The organism is Moraxella sp. RCAD0137 (genome assembly GCF_002894025.1).
In the GTDB taxonomy this organism is placed as follows: Bacteria; Pseudomonadota; Gammaproteobacteria; order Pseudomonadales; family Moraxellaceae; genus Moraxella; species Moraxella porci.
This window is the reverse complement of record NZ_LTCC01000016.1, coordinates 16,681-41,476: the sequence shown is the minus strand read 5'-3', so window position 1 is coordinate 41,476 and position 24,796 is coordinate 16,681. Positions and strand designations below refer to the sequence as shown.

General features: G+C 40.9%; 17 protein-coding genes, 1 tRNA gene, 1 other RNA gene and 1 pseudogene. 12 read left to right on the top strand and 8 right to left on the bottom strand.

Features of this window, described 5'->3' with window-relative positions; all coding sequences use genetic code 11:
- Together AZ602_RS08845 and AZ602_RS08840 are read left to right on the top strand one after the other, a co-directional pair.
- Positions 1-102: pseudogene (locus AZ602_RS08845) on the top strand (IS1595 family transposase); the annotation flags it as partial.
- A gap of 241 nt (positions 103-343) precedes the next feature.
- Positions 344-419: transfer RNA gene (locus tag AZ602_RS08840), tRNA-Phe, on the top strand.
- Between the two features lie 53 nt (positions 420-472).
- Here the strand turns inward: AZ602_RS08840 and AZ602_RS08835 are convergent.
- Positions 473-1,420: a D-2-hydroxyacid dehydrogenase gene (locus tag AZ602_RS08835; RefSeq protein WP_103034587.1), complete on the bottom strand. Its 948-nt coding sequence runs from the start codon at positions 1,418-1,420 to the stop codon at positions 473-475.
- Positions 1,421-1,673: 253 nt separating this feature from the next.
- On the opposite strand from AZ602_RS08835, the gene AZ602_RS08830 reads away from it, so the two are divergent.
- Positions 1,674-2,630, top strand: a complete 957-nt coding sequence (locus AZ602_RS08830; RefSeq protein WP_103034586.1) for an arginase family protein — start codon at positions 1,674-1,676, stop codon at positions 2,628-2,630.
- 565 nt (positions 2,631-3,195) lie between these two features.
- Here AZ602_RS08830 and AZ602_RS08825 read toward each other — a convergent pair.
- Together AZ602_RS08825 and AZ602_RS08820 are read right to left on the bottom strand one after the other, a co-directional pair.
- The gene (locus tag AZ602_RS08825) at positions 3,196-4,971 is read right to left on the bottom strand and encodes a DUF927 domain-containing protein (RefSeq protein WP_103034585.1); all 1,776 of its coding nucleotides are present in this window, start codon (positions 4,969-4,971) and stop codon (positions 3,196-3,198) included.
- A 183-nt stretch (positions 4,972-5,154) separates the two neighbouring features.
- Positions 5,155-5,436, bottom strand: coding sequence for a transcriptional regulator (locus AZ602_RS08820; protein WP_369803885.1), 282 nt, complete (start codon positions 5,434-5,436; stop codon positions 5,155-5,157).
- Between the two features lie 1,422 nt (positions 5,437-6,858).
- Between AZ602_RS08820 and AZ602_RS10065 the strand changes: the two genes are divergently transcribed.
- The 7 genes from AZ602_RS10065 to AZ602_RS08795 all read left to right on the top strand — a co-directional run bounded on the left by AZ602_RS10065 (position 6,859) and on the right by AZ602_RS08795 (position 16,508).
- On the top strand, positions 6,859-7,035 hold the full coding sequence (locus AZ602_RS10065; protein ID WP_158245127.1) for a hypothetical protein: 177 nt from the start codon (positions 6,859-6,861) through the stop codon (positions 7,033-7,035).
- Between the two features lie 12 nt (positions 7,036-7,047).
- Positions 7,048-7,224, top strand: coding sequence for a hypothetical protein (locus AZ602_RS10060; protein WP_158245126.1), 177 nt, complete (start codon positions 7,048-7,050; stop codon positions 7,222-7,224).
- A gap of 14 nt (positions 7,225-7,238) precedes the next feature.
- Entirely contained in the window at positions 7,239-9,011 is a 1,773-nt protein-coding gene (locus AZ602_RS08815; RefSeq protein ID WP_103034584.1) for an N-6 DNA methylase, read from the top strand.
- Between the two features lie 88 nt (positions 9,012-9,099).
- Positions 9,100-9,816 carry a hypothetical protein gene (locus tag AZ602_RS08810; RefSeq protein ID WP_103034583.1) on the top strand — a complete coding sequence of 239 codons (717 nt, stop codon included), beginning with the start codon at positions 9,100-9,102 and terminating at the stop codon, positions 9,814-9,816.
- Positions 9,817-9,949: 133 nt separating this feature from the next.
- Positions 9,950-11,956, top strand: a complete 2,007-nt coding sequence (locus AZ602_RS08805; RefSeq protein WP_103034582.1) for a class I SAM-dependent DNA methyltransferase — start codon at positions 9,950-9,952, stop codon at positions 11,954-11,956.
- Entirely contained in the window at positions 11,956-13,254 is a 1,299-nt protein-coding gene (locus tag AZ602_RS08800; protein ID WP_103034581.1) for a restriction endonuclease subunit S, read from the top strand. The genes AZ602_RS08805 and AZ602_RS08800 overlap by 1 nt, the downstream gene beginning before the upstream one ends.
- Positions 13,251-16,508: a type I restriction endonuclease subunit R gene (locus AZ602_RS08795; RefSeq protein ID WP_103034580.1), complete on the top strand. Its 3,258-nt coding sequence runs from the start codon at positions 13,251-13,253 to the stop codon at positions 16,506-16,508. Before AZ602_RS08800 ends, AZ602_RS08795 begins: the two co-directional genes overlap by 4 nt.
- A gap of 131 nt (positions 16,509-16,639) precedes the next feature.
- Here the strand turns inward: AZ602_RS08795 and mobC are convergent, their stop codons facing one another.
- Positions 16,640-17,173 (bottom strand): plasmid mobilization relaxosome protein MobC, encoded by a 534-nt coding sequence (gene mobC, locus AZ602_RS08790; RefSeq protein WP_103034579.1) that lies wholly within the window; start codon positions 17,171-17,173, stop codon positions 16,640-16,642.
- Positions 17,174-17,540: 367 nt separating this feature from the next.
- Between mobC and AZ602_RS08785 the strand changes: the two genes are divergently transcribed.
- Positions 17,541-18,002 (top strand): hypothetical protein, encoded by a 462-nt coding sequence (locus tag AZ602_RS08785; RefSeq protein ID WP_103034578.1) that lies wholly within the window; start codon positions 17,541-17,543, stop codon positions 18,000-18,002.
- Between the two features lie 135 nt (positions 18,003-18,137).
- Positions 18,138-18,872 carry a hypothetical protein gene (locus tag AZ602_RS08780; RefSeq protein WP_103034577.1) on the top strand — a complete coding sequence of 245 codons (735 nt, stop codon included), beginning with the start codon at positions 18,138-18,140 and terminating at the stop codon, positions 18,870-18,872.
- A gap of 190 nt (positions 18,873-19,062) precedes the next feature.
- Here the strand turns inward: AZ602_RS08780 and AZ602_RS08775 are convergent, their stop codons facing one another.
- From AZ602_RS08775 to glnD, 4 genes are all read right to left on the bottom strand, one after another.
- On the bottom strand, positions 19,063-20,274 hold the full coding sequence (locus AZ602_RS08775; protein ID WP_158245125.1) for a tyrosine-type recombinase/integrase: 1,212 nt from the start codon (positions 20,272-20,274) through the stop codon (positions 19,063-19,065).
- A 358-nt stretch (positions 20,275-20,632) separates the two neighbouring features.
- Positions 20,633-20,991, bottom strand: a transfer-messenger RNA (tmRNA) gene (gene ssrA, locus AZ602_RS08770).
- A 54-nt stretch (positions 20,992-21,045) separates the two neighbouring features.
- Positions 21,046-21,879 carry a WG repeat-containing protein gene (locus AZ602_RS08765; protein ID WP_078318578.1) on the bottom strand — a complete coding sequence of 278 codons (834 nt, stop codon included), beginning with the start codon at positions 21,877-21,879 and terminating at the stop codon, positions 21,046-21,048.
- Between the two features lie 125 nt (positions 21,880-22,004).
- A complete protein-coding gene (glnD, locus tag AZ602_RS08760; RefSeq protein WP_103034575.1) occupies positions 22,005-24,755 on the bottom strand; it encodes a [protein-PII] uridylyltransferase in 2,751 nt (916 codons plus the stop codon).
- Between the last annotated feature and the right edge of the window lie 41 nt (positions 24,756-24,796).

Sequence of the window (24,796 nt, the reverse complement as noted above, 5' to 3'; positions counted from 1 at the left end):
AAGAAACACTTTCATCTTTTTATCAAAGAATGTGAGTTTCGTTTTAACTATGGTACACCATCTAATCAGCTTAAAGTATTGAGAAGATGGTGTGGGATTTAGGCTAATCTAGTACAGCCCCAAAAATTAAATCCATATCATACACCAATCTGCTGACCAAAAAACCTTTTTTTGAAAAATTTTTTGTGATTGGTATGTTGACTGATTAATTTACTAACACGGCATTGACAGCAACAATCTGCTCTATCAAGCCGCCAATCTGCTCGATTTTATGAATTTTTAATGATTTTTACGAAAAATGCTTGACTTGATGAAGTTGTTTATGGTTTAATACGCCCACTTTGGCGTGATAGCTCAGTTGGTAGAGCAACGGATTGAAAATCCGTGTGTCGGCAGTTCGATCCTGCCTCTCGCCACCATATTAAAAAAGCCTTTTCGAGATATCGAGAAGGCTTTTTTTGGTTGATGCATCTTAGGTCTGATGTTCGCCGATGAATTGGCTAACTTGAGCAGATAAGATTTGCCACAGCTTGTGCTGCGCTTTTAGGCTACCCCAAGCATTATGCGGCGTGTACAGTACTCTTGGGTGATTCATGATGCTCAATAAAGGATCATCTGCGGCAAAAGGTTCATCATCAAAGACATCAGAGGCATAGCCAAAGATCTGTCCAGAGTCTAAGGCGCGAACGATGCTGCCGCCATCGACGACACCGCCGCGAGCGACATTGATGATCAATGGCTTATTGTGCATTTGGGCGATGGTCTGATCATTGATTAGTCGTTCGGTGTCTTCGGTCAATGGACAATGCAGACTGATGATGTGGCTATCAGCCAGCACTGTTTCAAATGCGGTATAGCTATCATCGCGTGGCGCTTGACCGCGACGCTCTGCATAAAGCACGCTCATGCCAAAGGCTTTTGCCAACTCACCGACGCGTCGCCCGATCGCGCCTGCCCCGATGATGCCCAAGGTTTGACCTGCCAAATCAAACAGCGGCTCATCAAGCAGACAAAACCGTCCATCGGCCTGCCAAGTGCCATCGGTGGCGACCTGATGATAATGTTTGGCAGCGCGCATCACGCTTAGCATCATCATCAAAGTGTGTTCAGGCACAGTATTGACAGAATAACCCGCCACATTAAACAGCTGTACGCCAGCATCTTGACAGGCTGCTTGATCGACATTATTCATCCCTGTGGCGGTCAGCTGAATCAGCTTAAGCTTAGGCAGGGCTTCGATGATTCGTCGATCTAAGATGACTTTATTGGTGATGATGATATCAGCATCAGTGCAGCGCTCGATGATGAGATTGGCGTCATTGACGGTGTGATCAAAGACTTGATAATCACTGACGCCATCTGGTGCAGGCAGGTTTGCTTGGCGTGAAAAAGTCGCCGCATCCAAAAATACTGCTTTCATAATCCATCCTGTTAAGATAATTTATTTGCTATCAAGTGGATTATAGCAGATGAGCGGCCTGATCGCTGACATTTCTTTATTGTGATGATAAGCAAATGCGCTGGCCGCTAAGTTGGACGGATAAGTTGATCGCTTTATAATTTATGACAAAGGGTGAATAAGCCATTGGCATTTATTACAAATCACCGCCTTATTCGGTGATATACTGCCATTTTTTAACATCTTTATCACCCATGGCTATTTGGAATTTTGCATGGCGATTAAGTTTATTGAGATTTATTCTGATATCGGAGCAGGCAAGCACGGCACGACCCATGGCGTGGCGATGCTCTCCAAGCATTGTGAAGCGAACCATCCGACTGCGCCTGTGCATAAGATTTATGCCAAGCATGATAAATTGATGCCTGCCCACCCATCGGCGAAGTATATCGAAAATCTGCTGCCATTTTTTGCCGATACGCTTGTGCCACAGGTGGGTGAGCGACTCAAAATCGCCGATGAACAGGCGCAATTCCCTGTCATCATCAGCGGTGATCATTCTAATGCCATTGGCAATCTGGCGGCATTTATGAATCACCATCACGATCAGCGAATCGGCGTGGTGTGGATTGATGCACACGCTGATTTGCATTCGGCACTGACCACACCATCGGGCAATATGCATGGGATGCCACTGGCGACTGCGTTAAGGCTTGATAATGCCGATTGTCAGATTAACACACTCGATGAGATGGCGGCGGCGTATTGGCATAAACTCAAATCGCTATCCGACCATCAGGGTATTTTGCCAAGTGATGTGTTCTTTTTGGGGCTGCGTAGCTATGAGCTGCCTGAAGCACATTTGATCACAGAGCATCAGATGTTCGCTTATTCTGCCAAAGGCGTGCCGATCGCTCGTGGTGATGGCAAATCACTTGATGAGATTTTGGATGAGATGGTGGCAAGATTATCGTTACTTGATGCGATTTATGTCAGCTTTGATGTTGATGCACTCGATGAGACGCTGATTCCTGCCACAGGGACGCCTGAGCCACAGGGCTATCAGGCTGATGAAGTTAGACGGATTTTTGATCGTCTATTGGTGCTAGATAATGTCAGATTATTTGAAATCACTGAATTTAATCCGACGCTGGATGATGACAGCGACAAGCATCGCACTATCTTTGGGCTACTTGATCACGCACTGGCACTGATTGATCAGCGTCGATAAGCCAATAATTTAAAATATCGCTCAAGTCAGCTTGGGCGATATTTTTTGTCTGTCAAATGGTCTGGATTGCGCTGTTAATTATTTGTCAAAAAATAAGTCAAACAAAAAAGCCAACCATGCAAGTGATTGACTTTTAAGGTTTTAATTGGTGGAGATGGCGAAACCTTAATTTATTACATAAGTGATTGAAAAATCAAATATTATTTTCGAAATCTCTACCAAAGGTTCATAAAAAGGAACAAAAACCTACAAATACTTTATAAGTATTATGTTATCTAATTTGCTCTTTAAGGCAATGACTAAAACCGCAATCATGTTAGCATTCATTTGTATCAAGGTCAATAAAGATTTGTTGGGAATAGTGGGAATATTGGGATGATTTCATAAAAAAACAAATTATATCAATAGGTTAACTATTTAAAATGCTGACAATTACTCCCTAGAATTGGGAAAAATGTCCAAATTCTAGGGAATTTGATGAATTTTTCTGGGAATTGATTTTGGCATCATTGAGCAATTAAAAAAACCCTATATTTTGATACAGGGTTTTGGTGTGAGATGAAAGTCAAAGAGGTTCAAATTCTAAAATGCTTGTACTTACCGTATAAAGGCGAGTTTTCTTATCAAAGAACCCATGTTCAACTGTCTTCTTGCTACTGCGATCTTTATCATATATCAAAAATCCTTTGTTTTTTAAAACTTTGCAAGCCTGATTCTCTGTATAAGGTCTGATCGCCTTAGCAAAACTATTATCTGTGAAATAGAATAAATTTTGATTCTTTGATAGGTATCCAAGTATTTCAATGGGTCCATTTGCGTTAGTCTGCGCTCTGTTTTTTATAACCTTGACGCTATTGATGTTTGCTTGTATAAAGTTACGTACTTGAAGTAGAATATTTCTTTCTTCCAAACTACCATTTCGCCCATATTTTTTAAGCCAATTTTCAAAGCATAAGCAGGCTGCTTGGTAGGCTACACCCCTTTCCCAAGTTGTAATTTTTGCCATACTTGCCAACTCTCCTGAAGCGGCCACGGCGGCAAAGCAACGTAGGACACGAGTCTGGATTGAGCCTAGATCTTGATATGTATTTGTGAGCTTGTTATAGATTTGATTAAAAATGTTTTCAATATCAGACCGTTTGGCATTGACCAAATATTCAAGCCATGCTATACCTGCTGTACCGTAGTATTGACTTGTTAGGCTTTTTAGGTTATTTGCTAGTGTTGCTGGATCGGTGTTGCGATTAAAAATGCCACATCCATCTCCGGCATCTGCTTCGATATCAATTAATCGGATTATTTGGCCGGAGTTTAGTGTAAAGCCAGCGGATGCGGAAATTTCTTCTGCTGTTTTTTCGCCAGATGAGAGATAGGCAATTAGCCATTTTGGAATATCTTGCAGTTGCCCTTGCTTGGTCATTCTGTTTTTAGTTGAACTATTTGCAAGCATATATGTTGAATCACGTAATGTTTCTGGTGGGCATTCGCTCATTTCATCCAATGCCATAAAATTATCATTATGCAACCTTGCGGCAGCCTCCAGACCGTTAGCAGTACTCCGCCAACTAAGAATATATTGGAGTGGATTTCCCCAAATGCTACTTGCTAAATATAGAGAAAGTGTTTTGCCTATACTTGATGTGCCGACATAGTGAAATCCCATCCCTTGAGATAGGCCCAAAATGCTCAATACTGACCCACTAAAAGCAACTGATAGCGCAAATACCAGACGATTGTGGGTGGCGCATTGGGCTGAAATTAGCCTTTGCCATTCTTCCAATGTTCCTTTGGTTGAATATTTGTGTTGATTGCAATGCATTAAATGGTAGTTGTTAATACCTAATGTGTGGTTTGGCATAACGTAAGTATTGCCATGCCAGCCTATACGGTCAGTAATTTGAAATCTATTGGTTGTAGGATTTTCTCTAATATAACGAATCAGATAGCTTCTAACTTTTAAACCATCGCCTATAGTTAGTAAACCATGATCTGAAAGTACTTTTTGAAATTCAACACCATCGCCTTGCAAGTCGCGAAATGGGACAAAAATTTTTTGCTCAAGGTCGTTGATTGTGCTACGAAACCGAACAAGAGTGCCGCTATTTTTTGATTGCTGATCACCTTTGCCTTCAACATAAAGAGGATTGCACAAAAGTATCATGTCGCTATTTAAATCGTCGGGAACGAAATATAAACCATGATAAGCCTCCCCGTTCGTATGTTGAAAATTCTCAAATATGACATACTGGCCTTTATTTTTGCCAGGTAGTCTAATTGGTTGAATTACGGAATTGAATCCCTGTCTGGAGGTTGGATAAATGTGGATTTCTGTGTCATTCATGTTATTTACCTATTTTTGAGCAATAAGCCTCCTAGGTACGTAAACATACCTTGCAAAAATTGCTGTTTGATATGATGTTATCTAATAGGAGGCGAGGTAATTATAAGTTCTTACGGTTGGCAGAGAGTCTCTCATTATTGATTACTAAGCCGTGGTAAGAACTGATGTAAAGTCAGAATTGATTCAATTGGTGGATTGTGTGGTCTGTGCGACATCATTGTTAGACTCCTCATTTTGTTTTTTTAATTGATTTTTATGCCATTGCACTATTTCGTTGTAATCATAGTAAACGGCAGCCTGGCGACTTGTGCCAGATTTGTAGGGCTTTGGAAAGCTATCATCTTGTTCACGCAAAAGTTGTAAGCCCTTATAGCTTACGCATAAAATTTCACAAGCAATTTTTTGAGTAATTCTTAATTGCATTGATTTATTTTCATGATGCAAATTGGTCAAATTGATGGTCATGTTCGTCCTCCTTTCGGGTAAGGGTAAAATGGGCTTTTAATCAATATATGGTAAAATATGGGCATACAATCCATAAAATTTACTATATCATGATATTTTTGCATTTCTCTCAAGTCAATACCCTAAAAATAGAAATTTAAGATATTTTGGTATATTATTAAATATTTTTTAACTATTAAAAATAATACCAATTACTAGAAAGATCATGTTTTTTATGCCTGATAATTTTTTTTATAATGGAGGGGTATGCGAAGTGGGGCGCCAAGATCGTTTTGCTGACCAATATAGAAATAGTGTGCAAATTCAAACATGGAAAGTGAACATTTGTTTTCCATGTTAAATAGGGGCAAGTGCTTTTTTTAATCATATTATATGCTTAAGAGGCATATAAGAGGCATATAATAAGCGAAAATTTACTCAATTCGACAATCGAAACATGGAAAAATTTTTTTCTTTCCATGTTTCGGAAATAAAATAAATAAATTTTTTCAACAGGTTAACAGTATTTTTTTTTCATAAATATTAATATGATAATTTAATATATTTATGAACAAACTATTTGATATACTTGTCTTATAAACCAATTTAAGAGTATTAAAGGAGGGGTAAAAACTATTATCAATGTCATCACTTCAAAAAAATCTACACAAAGGCAACCAAATAAATTTTGCAAAATTTTTTGTAAATGAAGACAAAAAATGTGCTGATTTATAGATTTGCTATAAATAATTAAAAGCTTTGTAGTCAAAAATTGTGATGAGCGGTGGGAATTTGGATATTTACGATTGATTTTTTATGTCAATTTTCCTTATTGTTTGAAAAATTCTTCTATCGTCGTTCAAGGAAACAGATTGGATCGTTCAAGGGAAGGGTAAAAATTGTGTAAATATTCCATATTCCATTCTAAATGACCAGACAATTTATTACGCTCCTCGCGTAACCGTACATTCCAGTCTCATTAGATCACTCAATAAAAAACACCAGTGTTAAAGGTAGGAAAAAGAGTTGGAATAACTTCTTGGTAGAATTGCCAATAATCATTACAAAACGGATTGATATTATCTATGTTTAGTTGGCTGCATGGTCTTTTAAAGATTTTGGTATCTTGTCTGCCGCATACAACCAAGAATCTGTTTTGAGTCTATGCTCATGGCAATACCAATCTAGCTTGTGTTTTTTTATACTTGGTATAGCTGTACATTGCACCAAGTTCAAGAACGTCAACAGATTCATTCGAAGCGATACTTCCGGCAAAACCCACGTTCAAATTCCCCATTTGTGATATGGTACAAAAAAATTATAAATTATTCGTACGTACTATTGACAAGATTAAAAAATAATAATATCATGTGCACATCAAATCATTCTTCAGTACTATCTATATAGTTAAAGAATGATGGCATAAGTAACGGAGTTATTGCTATGAAAAAGACCCTGCATTTCCAAGCACGCCAAAATCAACGCGGTATTAGCCAGCTCATGATTGATGTAGTTATGGCATTTGGCGAATCATCTGGTGATAAATTAATTCTAAATAAAAAGCTAGCCATTCAACTAAAACGTGAAGTAAGCTTTATTATCAAACAACGAAAAATTTAAGAGGAGAATGCTATGAAGCTATCTATTATTGATGCTTTGGTAAATGATGGTGATTTGAATACTAATCAGTTGATTCAAATCGAGAAGATACTCGCCAAAATTATTGATAAAGGCGGTGTAACCGTTGTTTGCACTGATACGGCGTTTATTACTAGCTACAATTGTAATAAACGTGGATTAACTAAATAAAATATAAGGTTTTTATGAACAAGACAATCATTAATAATTATGTATATGAAGCCAGTAAATCTTTGCGCGGCTTTGTAGGCGAAAACCCTGTTGATATTGCTATTAAGGTGCTTATTCTCAAGGTGCTTTTATCCGATTCTAATTTTGCTCTTCATACGGTTGAAGGCTGGAAGGCTTTATTATCAAGTTCACCCAGTGATGTATCAGCAGCCACTTGGGGAATATTGAATGATAATACCGCTTTCAAAAAAATCGCCCCAGAAACACTGGTTAAGATTATTGCAATCGCAAATGAAATGGGTATTAACAAAATTCAACCGCAAGATTTTTCACTATTAACTAAAATACAGGTTGATAATGTCAGACGTTCTGATTGTTTGTATTATAAACAAGGCTATAGCGAGTTAATCCTTGCAATGGCTGAGATTAATGAGCAATCTACAGTCTATACAACATCACCTGCAACTTTATCGATCCTTGGAGATATACTACCAAGGGCTAAAGAAGTATCTTACGAGTCATTTGAGTTATCTTACTTGGCCCAATCTTTTAAAGAATTATTCACAGATGGGGTTGTTGTGGAATTTGGTGATGTATATCACAATCCTAAATTTGTCCAAGCGGGTAAGTTACAAAAGTTTGATACAGGGATAACGCTTCCACCTTTTGGTATGCAGTTAAATGGTGTTAATGAGATTGTAAAAACAGATCATTTGGGACGATTTATTTTTGAATCTCGCAATTCTGAGTCATTAACCATTCAGCATGTCATGGCTCACTGCACAGATATGGTAGTAGCAACAGTTCCATTGGGTTTTTTATTTAAGACCATCGAACAAAGTTTCCGCAAGTATCTGATCAAAAATGGATTGCTCAAGACGATCATTTTTTTACCATCAGACTCAATGGCAGGCACAAGTATTCCTACGGCAATTCTAGTTATCGATTTAAAAGGCGGACATGATAGCGTCCGGTTTGTCGATGTAGAGATGGCGGGTTTTACTGAGAAAGAGCGTCGAGCGGTGCATCTGGTTAATGTTGATGAGTTGGTAGCCAAGATTAACAGCAATGAGAATTTTGAAGGTATCGCTACTATCAGCAATGCTGCAATCATGGAAAATAAATTTGACTTGACCGCGGGGCATTATCCATTGAGTCAAGCTGACAAAGAATTTAACGACTTTTTGCAAAGCCGAGAAGCGATTCCGCTTAATAAGATTGTGAATTTTGAGCGTGCTTTGCCAGTGACAGTCAAAAATAGCGATGATGACACAGCGATACGCTTATGGGAAGCATCTTCTCACGATCTGATCAATGACTATCTACAGCAACCTATCCGAGATGTCATGGTCGCTGGCCGTGCCTTGGATGAGTTTGAGGACTGCTTTTTACAGCCCAAAGACATCCTGATCATCACCAAAGGATCAAATATTGGCAGGGTATCTTTTGTACCGGATCATGCCCCTGATATTGGTGAAAATGGTTGGGTGGCCAGTCAGTTTGTAACGGTCTTGCGCATGAAGCGGTCTTCACCTATCACCGCCGAAGCCTTGTTTGTTTTCTTGCGTTCTGAAGTGGGTCAGAAGTTATTATCAAAATTCTCAGTAGGGACATCTGTTGCAAACTTACCACTGAGTAGTTTGAAAAATCTTGAGGTATTTGTACCGACAGAAGATGAACAAGCCAAGGCGTTGGATATCGTACAGCAAGATATAGCAGCAGACAAACAAATCCAGCAAATGATTGAGCAAAAATCACAGCGTTATAAAAGCTTATGGTCATTATGACCTAAGCTTTGCTTAACGCAAAAAATTGCTTATAATTTATATTAAACAATTTAGACTAATTAAGCATTCAACCACAGGAGGTAAAGACATGGCTCTGGCGAAATTTTATGAGGATATTGCAGAAAGACTTACTGATGCTCTAAGCGAAATGAGCGAGAGCCTGTCTAGGGATATCGAAAAAGTCTCATTGGAAGATATGAAAAAATGGCAAGAGAGGTTAAAAAAAGATTTGGAAGTGGCTGAAAGACTATTGAATGATATTCTAAATGTCATGACCACGCCCCAAAAATTAAATTTAGAGCAGATAGAAGCAATGGAAAGACGGTATGAAGAGCGTCTTCAAGAAAGAGATAGGCAGCTTCGGGAAGAAATCAAAAAAATTCAGCGTGAGAAGAATGACTTTATCCAACTAAAGAAAGATAATTTTCAATACCAAAAACAGAAAAATCTCGAGCTAACAAGAGAAAACACGAAGCTAAAAAAGGAAAATGCCAAATTGGTAGAAAAAAACAGTCAAATGGTAAGCCAAATACAGCAATTAAATCGACTTAGAAATAGTGAGGCGGCTCTGCAAAAACTAAGATATGAACAAAGCAAAAAATTGCGTGATCTAACTCAAAAACTGGAAAAAACTCAGAAAGAGAATAAGTCTCTAGCAGAGAAGTTGGAAACAGAAAAAAACAAAAGAATGGTCAAAACCACAAAGTTGGATGGCAGTGTTACTTATACAGAATTTTCTGAACGCAGTGATACTAGGACATCCGAGCGACAGTATTTTGATTATCTACAGCGTGTAAAAAAATGACATCGATAGCAGGTTATGCTATGCTGATACTCATGATTTTTAAACGGCAAGTTTATTGCCGAAGAAGAATAATATTTTAGATATTATTCACAACTTATTTATCAAATTTTTTACTACAAGCAATTGGAAGATTATGAACAAACCAGTCACTCCTAACCAAACCGATACCACCCTTGCCAATTTTATTTGGGGCATTGCCAATAAACTATGGGGGCCTTTTGCCCATACCGATTTTGGCAAAATTATTTTGCCATTTACTGTGCTGCGTAGGCTCGAATGTCAGCTAGAAGCAACAAAACCTGCGGTGCTTGCCATGGCAAAAAATATTGCCGGCAAAAATTTGGATGAAAAAACTTTGCTGATATCAGCCAGCCAAAATCCGTTTTATAACAAATCTGAGTATTCATTGGCAACACTGGGTGGCACAAAAACTCGTGCCAATTTGGAAGATTATATTCATAATTTTTCGGATAATGTGCGAGTCATCTTTGAGCAGTTTGAGTTTGAAAATATTATTGTCAAGCTGGATCGGGCTGGGCGTTTGCTTGAAGTATGTGATAGTTTTGCCAATATTGATTTGCATCCTGATGTGGTGCCAGATCGTACGATGAGTAATGTATATGAGCATCTGATTGCTAAATTTGGTGCCGAGGTGGGTACAGGGTCAGAAGACTTTATGACACCTCGTGACGTGGTTCATTTGGCGGCGACATTGCTGTTGGCGCCTGATAACGCATTGTTTGAACAGCAGCAAGGCGGATTGATTCGTACCATGTATGATCAGACATGTGGCACGGGCGGATTTTTGACCGACATTATGAACTATGCCGACAGCTACAAAGATAGATATGGCGCCGCCCCGACCTTGATTCCGTTTGGTCAGGAGATTCAGCCAGAGACCCATGCAGTCGCACTGGGCTCAATGCTGCTAAAAAAACTATCTACCGACCCCAACCGAGATTTGTCCGCCAATATCAAGCTTGGCAGCACTTTATCGGATGATCATTTTGCAGGGCAGCGTTTCCATTATCAATGCTCCAATCCACCGTTTGGGATGAAATGGGAAAGTGATGCCAAGGCGGTTGAGCGCGAACACAAAGAAAAGGGGCTGGACGGGCGTTTTGGCGCAGGATTGCCTGCGGTCAGCGATGGCTCTATGCTATTTTTGCAAAACCTTGCATCAAAGCTTGAATTGCCGAGCAATGGCGGTGGGCGTGGGGCGATTGTGCTGTCGGGTTCGCCATTATTTAATGGCGGTGCAGGATCAGGGCCTTCTGAAATCCGCCGTCATCTGCTTGAGAATGATTTGGTTGAAGCGATTATCGCCTTGCCGACCGATATTTTCTTTCGTACTGGGATTGGTACTTATATTTGGCTGTTGTCAAACCGCAAGCCTGCCGAGCGCCAAGGCAAAGTGCAGCTCATTGATGCCACCAAAATGGGCAGCCCAATGCGAAAAAATGAAGGCAACAAGCGAGTTCATATTGACCAAAACGCCATTGATGAGATTACCCGCATTTATGCTGATTTTGAGCCAAGCGAGATTAGCAAGATTTTTGATTATACCGAATTTGGCTATCGTCAAATCAAAGTCAATCGTCCGCTACGCATGGATATGGTAATCAATGCTGAAAATACGGCGAATTTTGTTGAAAGTAAGGATTTTGGCAAGCTAAAAGACGCTGACAAAACTGCCCTGCAAGGAATGCTGCATAAGCTAAATGATACCACCATGGCGTATGCGCTGTTTTTTGATGAATTAAAACAAGTCATCAAAAAACCTGCCAAAGGCCTGATCAATGCCCTACAAGCCCATTATGGCGTAGTCAATCCAGCTGCCGAGCCTGTGGTGATCAATAACGAAGTGCAAATGGATAAAAACTTAGCTGATACCGAAAATATCGCCCTAAGCGATGATATCGAGCGCTATATGCAAGCGGAAGTGCTACCCCATGCTCCTGATGCGGTAGTGGATACCAGCTTTGTTGATGACAAAGACGGCAAAGTGGGTAAGGTCGGTTATGAGATTAATTTTAACCGTTATTTTTACCAGTTTGAAAAGCCACGCCATCCCAATGAAGTAATGGCAGAGATCAAGCTATTATCGGCAGAAGTGGCTCGTCTATTGGGGGATATCTGATGGAATTTTCGGCATATTCAGAGTATAAACATAGTGGCGTGGAATGGTTGGGCGAAGTGCCTAAGCATTGGGATGTTGTTAGATTTGGCAAAATCTTTGATGAAAATAAACGAAAAAATCTAGGCATGAAAGAAACCAATGTTTTGTCACTGAGCTATGGCAATATCAAAGAAAAAAACATTGATGATAACAAAGGATTACTGCCAGAAAGTTTTGAGACTTATCAAATTATTGAACCAAATGACATTATTTTTAGGTTTACCGACTTGCAAAACGATAAACGAAGTTTGAGAAATGCTATTTCAAAATTTCATGGCATTATTACATCGGCTTATATCAGCGTCAAAACCCAGCAAAATTCTGATTTTTATAATTATTTATTCCGGGCCTATGATTTAAAGAAAGTTTTTTATTCAATGGGCGATGGAATGCGCCAATCTTTAAAAATGGATGAATTAAATAGAATGCCAGTCGTTTTACCTAGTATTAACGAACAAAACCAAATCGCCCAATTTTTGGATAAAGAAACTGCCAAGATTGATGAGTTGATTGCCAAGCAAGAGCAATTGATTGTGCTGTTGGAAGAGCAACGAAAATCGGTGATTTCCCATGCGGTAACCAAAGGACTAAACCCCAATACCCCCATGAAAGACAGTGGCGTGGAATGGTTAGGGGAAGTGCCTGAGCATTGGCAAGTATTGCAATTAAAACAAGTTGCAATTGGCTTTACAAATGGAACAACAGCAGAGCAGATGTCTGAAAATTTTTCAGTGTATAAGGTAAGTAGAATTGAAAGTATATCACAAGGAGTAATTGACTATGAAAAAGTTGGTTATTTGCCAAACAATTACAATCTTGAAAAATTTAAATTAAATAAAAATGACTTTTTAATTAGCCATATTAATAGTTTTGATAAAGTTGGTAATTCTGCCATGTATGATGGGCGAGAAGTTTTGTATCATGGTATGAATTTAATTAGATTTACGCCAATATCAATAAATCCTATATTTATGGGGTACTTTATTAAAACTGAAAATTTCTTATACCAACTAAAGCGTGTTTGCAAACCAGCTGTAAACCAAGTTTCTTTAACGTCATTTTATATTAAGTCGGCAAGAATAACATTCCCACCAGTTAACGAACAAAACCAAATCGCCCAATTTTTGGATAAAGAAACTGCCAAAATTGATGAGTTAATCCAAAAACAACAGAAACTTATCACTCAGCTTAAAGAATACCGCAGCAGCGTTATTTCATATGCTGTGACAGGCAAGATTGATGTAAGAGGACTAGTATGAGCCTGATTTTTGACCGCTCGCACTGCGAAAGCGAATTTGAATACTATATCGTACAGAAACTTGAGCAAAACGGCTGGTGCGTGGGTCATACCAGTGGCTATGATGTTGATACCGCCCTATATCCTGAAGATGTGGAGCAATGGATCAAAACCACCCAGCCCACAGAATGGGAAAAGCTGGTTAAATTAAATCAATCAAAAACACTAGACAAGGTGTTGGAGCGCTTGGCTAGCGAGCTTAGAAGCCGAGATGCCATTGATGTGTTCAAAAGAGGCTTTTCTATTGCAGGGTGCAGACCGATCAGCATGACTGAGTCTGCGCCCGAAGATGCTCGCAATCAAGCTGTGATTGAGCGATATCACGCCAATATTTTGCGCGTTGTGCCACAGCTGCGCTATGCAGGGGATAATCGGGCGATTGATTTGGTGTTTTTTATCAATGGCATACCAATGGCAACGGTAGAATTAAAAACCGAATTTAACCAAGCGGTTGAAAACGCCAAAGAACAATATCGCACCGACCGCCAACCCAAAGAGAAGAATAAGACCCATTGGCTACTGATGCCACGACATGGGGCGATTGTGCATTTTGCCATGAGCGAAAGTCTGATTTATATGACGACCGAATTAAAAGGTAGGGCAACGTCTTTTTTACCATTTAACAAAGGTAATCATGGTCATGCAGGCAATGCCCCTGCCGATAGAGCCAAAGGCGAAGATTATCCAGTAGCTTATTTTTGGGATTATGTCTGCCAAAGAGATAATTGGCTACGCATTTTCCATGAATTTGTCTATATTGAGAAAAAAGAAGTGGTTGATCTGCAAGGCAACTGGCATCGACAAGAGCGACTAATTTTCCCACGCTATCATCAGTTTGATGCGGTGAATAACATGATCGCTGATATCAAGGCACATGGCGTGGGCAAAAATTATCTGTGTGAACACAGCGCAGGCTCGGGCAAAACGGCAACGATTGCTTGGCTATGTCATGCTCTTACCAAACTACGCTTTGACGATGGCTCACCTTATTATCATTCGGCGATCGTGGTTACTGACCGCACGGTACTGGATGACCAGCTCCAAGAGGCTATTCAGCAGATTGACCACCAAAAAGGCCTGATCGCACCCATCAATCGCAATCAAAAAGAAAACAGCGGTCAATCCAAATCCAAGCAATTGGCAGAAGCCTTGTTATCGGGTAAGCCTGTTATTATCGTGACGATTGATACCTTTCCATATGTCTTAGAAGCCATTTTGACAGAAAATAGTCTAAGCAATAATAGATTTGCCATCATCATTGATGAGGCTCACAACTCACAAACAGGCTCAAAAGCTGCCAAGCTACAAGCGACTTTAATGCTTGATAGTGCTGCCGATATGGAGGACATGACCGCAGAGGATTTATTGAGCCTGCTACAAAATGCTCGTACCAAATCGCCGAATATCAGCCATTTTGCCTTTACTGCGACGCCAAAACACTCAACTTTGATGTTGTTTGGGCGTACTGCTAATGGACAGCCGGCAAGTGATGAGAATTTACCCGAATCGTTTCATAAATACACCATGCGACAAGCCATAGAAGAAGGCTTTATTTTGGATGTGCTCAAAGGCTATACGCCCTACAAAACCGCCTACAACCTAAGCGAAGAAGCTATCGGTGATGAAAAGGTGGATACAAAGGCCGCCAAACGCACGATTGCCCGCTGGAAGAACCTTCACGCGACCAATGTTACCCAAAAGGTTATTTTTATTCTTGAGCATTTTCACAAGAATGTTGCCAATCTGCTTGGCGGGCGTGCCAAGGCTATGATTGTAACCAGTTCACGCCCTGCGGCAATGCGATATAAACTGGCGCTAGATAGATACTTGCAAGAGCATAGCGAATATCAAGACTATCGGGCAATCGTTGCCTTTTCGGGCTCGCTTAAGGGCAGTGATATTCGCCATGATAGTGATGAGACATTGGACGGCGAGTTTTTGGGAGTGTTTGATATTGCAGAGGGTAGTGAGTTTACCGAAGCTAGCGCCAATATCGGCTTGCCTACCGCCGATCTAAAGCAAGCGTTTGACCGCCCCGAATATCGGCTAATGGTGGTCGCCAATAAATTTCAAACAGGCTTTGATCAGCCTAAGCTATGTGCCATGTATTTGGATAAGAAAATCGCCAATGAAGTTGAAGTGGTGCAAACACTATCTCGGCTCAATCGCACCACAAGCGGAAAAGATACCACCTTTGTGATTGATTTTGTGAATGATCCAGAATGGATTTTATCATGCTTCAAAAAATATGACAGCGGAGCTGAAATCACAGAGGTTCAAGACCTGAATATTGTCTTCACCGCCAAACAAAACCTAGATGACGCTCATCTATATCATCCAAATGATATTGAAAAGTTCAAAAACGCTCGTTTTAAAACGGCCAAATCCTTTTTGGGTAATGATGCCAAAAACACCACTCATGCGGATTTGTATGATGCCCTGGACCCTATTGTCAGAAACTACAATAGCCAGCTTAAAGATGCTCAGCAGGGTGTAACTGATGCCATTAACTCTGCTAAATCTGCTGAGGCAAAAGGGGATGAAGATGGTGTACAAAAAGCAGAGTTTAGACGCAAAGAATATGATCAAAAACTACAGAATCTACAGCGATTCAAAAGTGATTTGGGTAAATTTGAGCGTTATTACGCATATATCTCACAGCTGATCAATCTAGGCGATCCAGATTTGGAAAATTTTGCTGACTTTTGTAAGTTGCTAGCAAAACGCTTAGACGGTGTCTCTGTTGCAGAAATTGACATCTCTGGACTTATTTTGCGTGGTTATGACATTGTCAAACAGGCAACTGCAGATGACGGCGACGAAAATAAAGATGATGATTTGGTGCTTCAACCGATTTTGGGAACCAAAAATGGAGAGTTGTCGCCAAGACAACTAGAGCAGCTCAAAGTGATCATCAAAATGATCTCTGATGCGTTTGGCGATACATCAACCCCTGATGAGCAAAGAATCTATATCAATCATTTGGTCAATATCATCAAAAAAGATGAAAATGTCATGATGCAGATTCAGCTGAATGAAGAATCTATTGCTATGCAGGGCAATTTACCATCAGCGGTAGTCAATGCTGTTATCCAGGCAATGGAATCACATTCTGCACTTTCAGCATTATTGCTACAACCTGATTCAAAATCATTAGAGATTGTAAAATCCGTGATTTATAAGATATTAAAATCAGGGGAGCAATTTGATATATGATATAAATCACAATTATCGGAGCAACACAGAATCGGATCGAATAGATTTGGATGTTGTAAAGATAGGGTTTATACCGTAAATTTAACAGATGGTACACTGCGAATGGCAGCTTATATGTTATATGCGAGCGGTCAATACCGCTCCAAATTATCCTTCAAAATTTTCTCCACACGGCTGGTGTGTTCTTCGATTTGCTTGTGCATATCATCCAGCATTGCCTTGCTGACTTCAACATCATGACCAGTGTTCAATGCCTTAGCAATTTGGTTGATGTTCACGCCTAGGCGGTACAACTCGTAATTGCTCCGTCTTAGGTTTTCCATCTCAAATCCTAGCAACTCATACTTGCCGTATAGATTACTTCTCACAAGGCAACGCAAGTAGTGCTGAATTGAACTATCAGTCGATTGTGCAATTTTAGCTAAATTATCATAATCAGCTTGTAGCACGCTAAACTGTATGCGTTTGGTGTCTTTTGAGCTGGTTGCTGGCTCGTCCAATCGCTCTTGCTTAACCATATCAATGACGGTAGCACCGTTCATCTTTTCGTTAATCAGATGCAAAATCGCCTTGGTTCTGCTCTTTGAGCCAAGCACATTTTGGGCGAAATTTCGCAAAAAATCACGATGTTCTTGGGTTAATCCCTTGAGCAAAAAAGTAGCCATCAATCCCCCAAAAGGTCAAAAAGTCAGCGGTAGCTGGTCGCTGGGTGCGACACTATAATCATGCCAGTGCCATGATTATAGCACAAAAATATATATTTTTGTCGGCGGTAGCCTATCCTGCAATCTAAAATAATCAAAGCAAAAACTTGGTTTATCGGACTGATTTGCCTCTGTCTGATTTTTATTCTGGTGCTTTGGTGTAAATAAGTGACATGTAGATACGTATGGTCAACTTTAGTCAAAAATAGTTAATTTTGGTCAAATATTATCAATTTTTGGATTGTAGAATGTAAGTTTTTGGTTAATAATGGTAAACTATAGTCAATTTTAGTTAATTTTGGTCAATTTTTGAATTGGAGCTACAAAAATGGGAAGAAAATTACTCACCACTGCTGCAATACGCCGAATTATTAGCTTGCGAACTGATGAAAATTCAAACCATACTTTTGCAGATATTGCTGAAACGATTCGTGATGAGTTTGGTATTGATGTATCTATGCATGCAGTCAGAAAGGCTTACAATAAACACAAAGATACACTACCATCGTTTGTACCAAATGTTAAGCTTGTATCAACAGTACAAAGCGAATCAAACAGCAGGATGGCAGATGGCGGTATTGTCACACAGGCTGTCAAAGAAGCAGATAGGGTGGCAAGTGAACAATACTTGTCAAAAAAAATGCCGTCACGCACTTCAGGTGGGCGAGTTCTTGAAGATTGGGAGAAGTCGGCTCAGAAGTTCTTAAGTTTGTCGCATGATGAAATGATTGAAAAATTAAATTCAGGAACTTTGTTAGAGGAAATTAACGATCTAAGTGACTTTGAATAGATTTCTCTAAAAGACGCCAAAATTGTTAAAATGCTATATATAGTGATTGATTTTTGTTAAACTTCTATATATAGTATAATTGATGTGTAAATCTTAACTCACTCACGACAATTTTTAGGTAATAGGAGAAGTCTTATGGGCATCCCAAAAAATTCTTTACACTTAGTAATGCAATCAAAAGGTGGAGCTGGAAAATCTGTATGCTCTTTTTTGTTGTCGCAATATTTCGTTGATCGACTGGGGGATGATAGCGTACAACTGGTTGATACAGATCCTAATAATAAAACTTTAAGCTCGTTTAAAGGTCTGAAGGTCAAAGAGATAGATATTTTGACAGGAGTGGGTATGGAGAAACTGATTGATCCCGCGAAGTTTGATATTTTTATCAATGATTTTTTGGATTCAGATAAGCCTATGGTTGTTGATACCGGCTCAGGCGATTATCTTGCTATTGTAAGTTACTTCAATACAAATAATGTGATAAACCATCTGATTGAGGCAAATAAAGAGGTTTATATTCACTGCCCAATTAATTTTGGACAGTCATCACGTGATACGCTGCATTGTTTTGTATTTCTGGCCACCTCCTTTCCTCAGGTAAAGATGGTTGCTTGGGAAAATGAATTTTTTGGATTGCCGTCTGCTGAAAAGGTTAACTTGCAGAATCTGCCCAATTATGTAGGTGCGGTAAAGCTGTCAAAGCGCCAAGCTGATACTTTTGAGAGAGATTTTGCAAGCATTTTGATAAATCGATTGACATTTGAAGAGGTTCGTATGGGATTGCATCCGCAATTTAAGTTTATGAATATTGCTCGAATTGCGCGCATTAAAAATGAAACGTTTGAACAGATTGATAATATTTTTAACTAATATCCTGCATGGTGTTAGGTGAGTGAGATCTGTGTTAATAGAATGGGAAAATAAAGAAAGCAATCCCACTTCGCCAATACATTAAAGACCTTGAATATCAAGGTCTTTAATGTATTTTTCCCACTTCCCCAGGAATCCCAGTTGTTGGGAAGGTTATAAAGCCGAGGCTATAATGATGAATTCGAGTGAATCAGCTCTTTTCGAGTTTATCAATCCAATTGCTGTAAAAATCCATCAATTTTCTCCTGTCTTCTAGATATTGAGCTTTGTTATACACACCGCGAACCCCGTTAACTTGATGAGCTAAAGAAAATTCAATAACTCGTTCATCAAATTTATAACCGTTTTCATCAGTAAAATCATTAAGCTTAGTGCTTGCGATATGGCGGAATCCGTGCAAGGTTTGCTCACCATGATAGCCTAGTTTTTTTAGATAATTTCTGAAGCGCTGAGTGGTACACGGTTGATTAAGTGTGGCGCGAGAAGGAAAAAGGTAGGGGCTAACACCAGTCCAGGTTTTCAGCTCTGTTAGTAGATTGATTACAGAGCTGGATAGTGGGACTATGTGGGTACGACGTTTTTTCATGCGATTGGCTGGAATTTCCCAGATTTTATTTTCAAAGTCAAATTCACACCATTTGGCCTGAGTGAGTTCATTGGGGCGCAAAAAGGTGCGAGACAGTATTTGCAGATAAAGTCTTACAATGTCATTATCTATATTCGCAATCGCTTTTAGTAAATCAGGTAGCTCGTATTCGCTGACATGGGCTAAATTAGAGCTGGGATGATTTTTCTTAAGGTGATTTTCAATTTTATTGATAGGATTTCTTGTTGCAATATCATGTACAATCGCATAATCGTAAATATTTCGGCAGTGAGTACGCACACGATTAGCTGTTTCTATCATGAAATCGCCTTTGGCATTTTTCTTTTGATAGATTTCAAGGAATAGATCTAACCATTCCTGCGGTTTGATGCGATTAATTGGACGGTTACGCATTTTTGGATAAATGTGATTTGCCAGGCGCTCGGCGGTCTTTTTTGTATTATCGTTAGACCAATTTGATGCTACTTTTTGATCCTCAATCCATTTTTTTGCAACCGCTTCGAATGTTAGAGAGTGTTTTGAGCGTTTTGCATTAACTTCACCTTTGTGTATTTTTTGCATAAAATTGCGAGCAGCTTCACGAGCAGCACTTCCTGTAATTTCAGGATAGCTGCCTAGCCCGGCGATCTGCCATTTTAAATTATCAGGATTTTTGTAGCGAATTCTCCATTGCTTACCACCCTCCGGTGTAAGTCTTAAATATAAAGTACCCCCATCAATTTTGCCGTCCGCAATGTCTTGAGCTGATTTAAAGCTTGGATCATGCTTCAGTGATTTGATGGTTGTATCAGACATAGGGTATTTTTTTATTTCATGCTTATACATTTTTTTGATAAGTCTCCATGCTGTTAATATAAAGGATGGCTTGGTTTAACATTGCCTTTACAAAAACAAATTTGTTCCTTTGTAAAAATAAACTTGTACCTTATAAAAAAACAAATTAGATGTTGGGATTATAACAAAACTACCCTTAAAAAACAATTTGTACCTTTAAAAAAAGCAACTATAAAGATACAAGGAAAGGTACAAAAAATCTTTGAATGTGTGTATTTAAGCGTATTAATACACACCAAACAAAAACCCCTGAAACCTAGTGGTTTCAGGGGTTTTTGGAAGATTTTAGTTGATATAATCAACTGGGTTTTTATGTATATGGTGGAGATGGCGGGAGTTGAACCCGCGTCCGCCAGCACTACATCTATGACTCTACATGCTTAGATTCTGTCTTTGGCTTTAGCCCGCACCGATCCGACAGTCAGGATGGATTGGGCGATTTGCTAAAAGTTTCGCTTGAAGCATCGCAACGCTACTTCAAGCTAGCCTCTGTGCGTTCGCATCGGGGAGAGCAACCAGACCAAAGGCAATCTGTGCCGTCCCAAGCAGCCCTTAGGCTGCTAGTGCGTAAGTTTCGTCGTTTGCGACTATTTTAAATGTATGTTTATTTACAAGAGTCACACGCTCTTGACATGCATCATTAGGTTTCGCTACCAGCGTCGAAGCCAGAACATCCCCTTGATGAATCGATTATGACAAAACCCAGTGCATTTGTCAAGTTTCAGCGTCAGATCAGCGCTCTGAATAATTTGGCATGGCGGTAGGTTTGCCTTGTTTGTCGATATAATAGGCTTGATCGCCATCGACAACATAAGCTGCACCTGCCAAGAAGTCATAGACTAGATCATACTTGATGTCAATGACGACTTGGCCTGTCTTATCGATGAAGCCGTATTTGTGCAGTGCTACACCATCAGCATCGGTTTCGCCAGTTTTTAAAGTGACAGCGGCCAGTCCTTCAGAAAAATCTTTGGCTGAATCAAAACTGGGTGCGATGGCGACTTTGCCCGATTTGTCTAGATAGCCATAGCGATCGCCTTGTTTAAACAGCACCAAGCCTTCTTCGAACCAGTCACCGACGACCTCATATTGCGGCTTGATGATCACTTTGCCTTTGGTGTCGATAAAGCCGTATTTGCCATGTTGTTCGATTTTGGCACGCCCCTCCCAAAAGCCCCACGCATCGGTGTATTGCGGCTTGATAGCGACTTTGCCTGAGGTATTAAGATAGCCGTATTTGTCATTTTGGCGATACAATGCCAAGCCATCACTGAACGGATACGCTTCTTGGTAGATGATCGGGATGATGATCTTGCCTGATTCATTGACATAGCCGTATCGGTCGTCTTTGATCACAGGTGCCAAGCCCTCAGCATAGCCACAGTCTGACCCGATGGTGGCAAATTCGACATCATCAGGCAGGGCGAGGGCTGTACAGGCAGGCAGATCTTCTTCATCAAAAGTGTGCGTACTGATGACAGCGTGGGACATCATCGGCATCATCAGTGCCAATAGCAGCCATCCTGTGCGCTGTGAATAAGATGAGGTATGGGTTTGAATGGTCATGATAACTCTCGATCAATTAACAAGGATCGCGATGACTGAGCATGGCGATCAAAAGCGCTATTTTGGCATAAATTGCTATAAATTGCCATCACCAAACGCGCATCTAAGTCGTCTCTGGTCGATCTTCAGCTAAGCGCTTCGATGATGGCTTGTTTTAATGCCTGAAGCATCACATCACTCAAAGGCTTGCCATCACCAGCGCTCAAATAAAACACATCTTCGGCACGCTCGCCCAAAGTGGTGATGCGCGCGCCGTGCACTTCGATGTTCAAACGACTAAATACAGCGCCAACTTTGGCCAGTAGCGAAGGGCGATCTTTGGTGATCAGGTGCATCTGTTGATGACCTTGATGTGCCAATGGCGTGGCTGGCGTAAAATAAATCTGTGTCGGCACGGTGAAGTGCTTTAGCTTGCCCTCTGGATTAAAAGTCTTCACTGGCGGACAAATACCCCCGTGTTTAAGCCCTTCGCTCAGCCCGTGTATCATCACATCGATGCGCTCAGGACTGTTCATCAATGATGCTTGCTCGTCTGTGATCATCTGATCGATCAGCACATAAGAATCCACCGCCGTACTCACGCCATCGATATTTGCTGATAAAATCGTCGCATCCAACACACTAAGCCCCAGCTGATCGAGAATGCAGACCGTGGTGGCGAATAGATTGTCTTGATCTGGGGTGCAGATCAACAGCTGCATACCGCGCAGCGACAGTTCTTTATGCTCGCGCAAAGCGATGATCGGCTCGCCTTGCTTAAGCTTATGTTCTGCTGCTAGGATTTCTGCAGATTGCCAAGCGATGTCTTGATGTTTTTGTTTTAAAAAATATTCCTCGCCAAAGCTTGACCACAGCGTCTGTAAGCGTGCATCATCGACCATCGGCAACAGATCTTGGGCTTTGTTTTTGCGGTTTTCGATCACCAGATCTTTGTCGGTGACATGACTGCCTAGGCTATGCACCCGATGCACAGAGATGTACAGCTGCTTGAGTAGAGCGGCTCGCCAAGTATTCCACAGCTGGCTGTTGGTGGCATTCATATCGGCGACGGTCAGCACATATAGGTGGTTGAGCCGCGTGATACTGCCGGTAAATTCAGCAAAATTGGCGATGACTTCAGGATCTGAGATGTCTTGCTTTTGGGCGATCAAAGACATGGCTAGATGCTCAAGTACCAGCCAGCGCACCAGTTCAGCATCCGATTGATTCATGCCGTGCGCCAAACAAAACTCATAAGCATCCACCGCGCCCAGCTTGCTATGATCACCGCCACGACCTTTGGCGATGTCATGAAAAATGGCGGCGATGACCAAAATGTCCTTACGGGTGATTTTTTGATAAACTTCACTGACCAAGCCAAAATCCTCGGCGCGCGCTTCATCACCAAAGCGGTGCAAAATCCGCACCAGCAGCAGCGTATGCGCATCCACCGTGTAGCGATGAAACAGATCATACTGCATCAGCCCCATGATTTTGCCAAAGGCAGGCAGATAATTGCCTAGTACCCCAAATCGCTTCATCAGTCTAAGGCGGTGAAATAGATAATTGCCTTCTTGCAGATTCATCAAAAACAGCCGTTGATGCGCCTCATTGGCACGATATTCCTCATCAATCAGGCTACTGGCCAGATAGATGGCTCGCAAGGTACTGGCGGCAATTTGGCGAATGCCTTGACGACCCATCACCAAAAAAATCTTCAATAAATTGATCGGATGCTGCTCAAAGGCATCAGCACGACGAATGGCGATCTTAACAGGCCGCTCACCTTCGCCTGTGATGTCGGCATCGGATTGCACCAGACAAAAATCATCGTCGATGTCCACCATCCGCGCTGTGGTCGCCAGATAATTTTCATAAAAATACTCGCACAACACCTCAGAAAATGCCGCCACTTTCATCGCATGGCGATAATATAGGCGCATCATCGCCTCAAGTGCTGCAGTGATGTCTCGGTGCGTGGTGTGATCGGTGTGCAGATAATAGCCAAAGCGCTGAGCGATGTTTTTTTGGTGATCGAATAACAGTCGCTCTTCGCCGCGCCCTGTCAAAGTGTGCAAATGATGGCGAATGCACCACAAAAAACGCCGTGCTTGGGTAAGTGCGTGATATTCTTCTTGATTGATAAAATCAGTCTTGGCCAGTGCGCTCAGATCTGACTGCCCAAAATAAAAACGACCCAGCCAGCCGATCATTTGCAGATCTCGAAGTCCACCGGGGGCATTTTTGATGTTCGGCTCAAGGTTGTATTCGGTGGCATTGTGCGCAAGGTAGCGCTCTTTGGATTCTGTCATTTTTGCTGCATAAAATGACTTGGCATCCCAGATTTGCTTGACTGTCTGATAAGGAAATTCTGCCAATAAAGCATTACCTGCCAATAATCGCGCTTCGAGCATGGCGCTGGCGATGGTCTGATCGGCTGCAGCCAGCTTAGCCTCATCTAGGCTGCGTACCGAAAAAGCAGGGGTGATGCCGATGTCCCAAAGCCGTGCCACAAAAGCTTCTATCTTTGATTTGATGGCATCAGGGTTATCACCGATCAATAAGATATCAATGTCGGATGCAGGCAGCAGTTCGCCACGACCATAACCACCGACCGCAAACAATGCCACATCTTGTGAAAAACAAGACAGCTCAAACAGCTTTTGTAAGATCACATCGATGGCCAGTGTGCGAAGATGAATCAGCTCTTCAATGTGATGCACCGCATCGATGCCATAAGCGACCACTTGACTGTCGATGGCTTGATTTAAGGTGTTTAGATAGCTTTGGATGCGTGTGGTGTCATCGTCCGAGCCGTCGAGCATTGGCGGCGTGTCGATCTGTAGATGCAGATGTTGGCAAAGCTGCATAAAGCAAGTGATGGCAGTGTTTGACATAGGATCCTTGGTCTAATACCGAAATTTCAAAAAAATAGGGG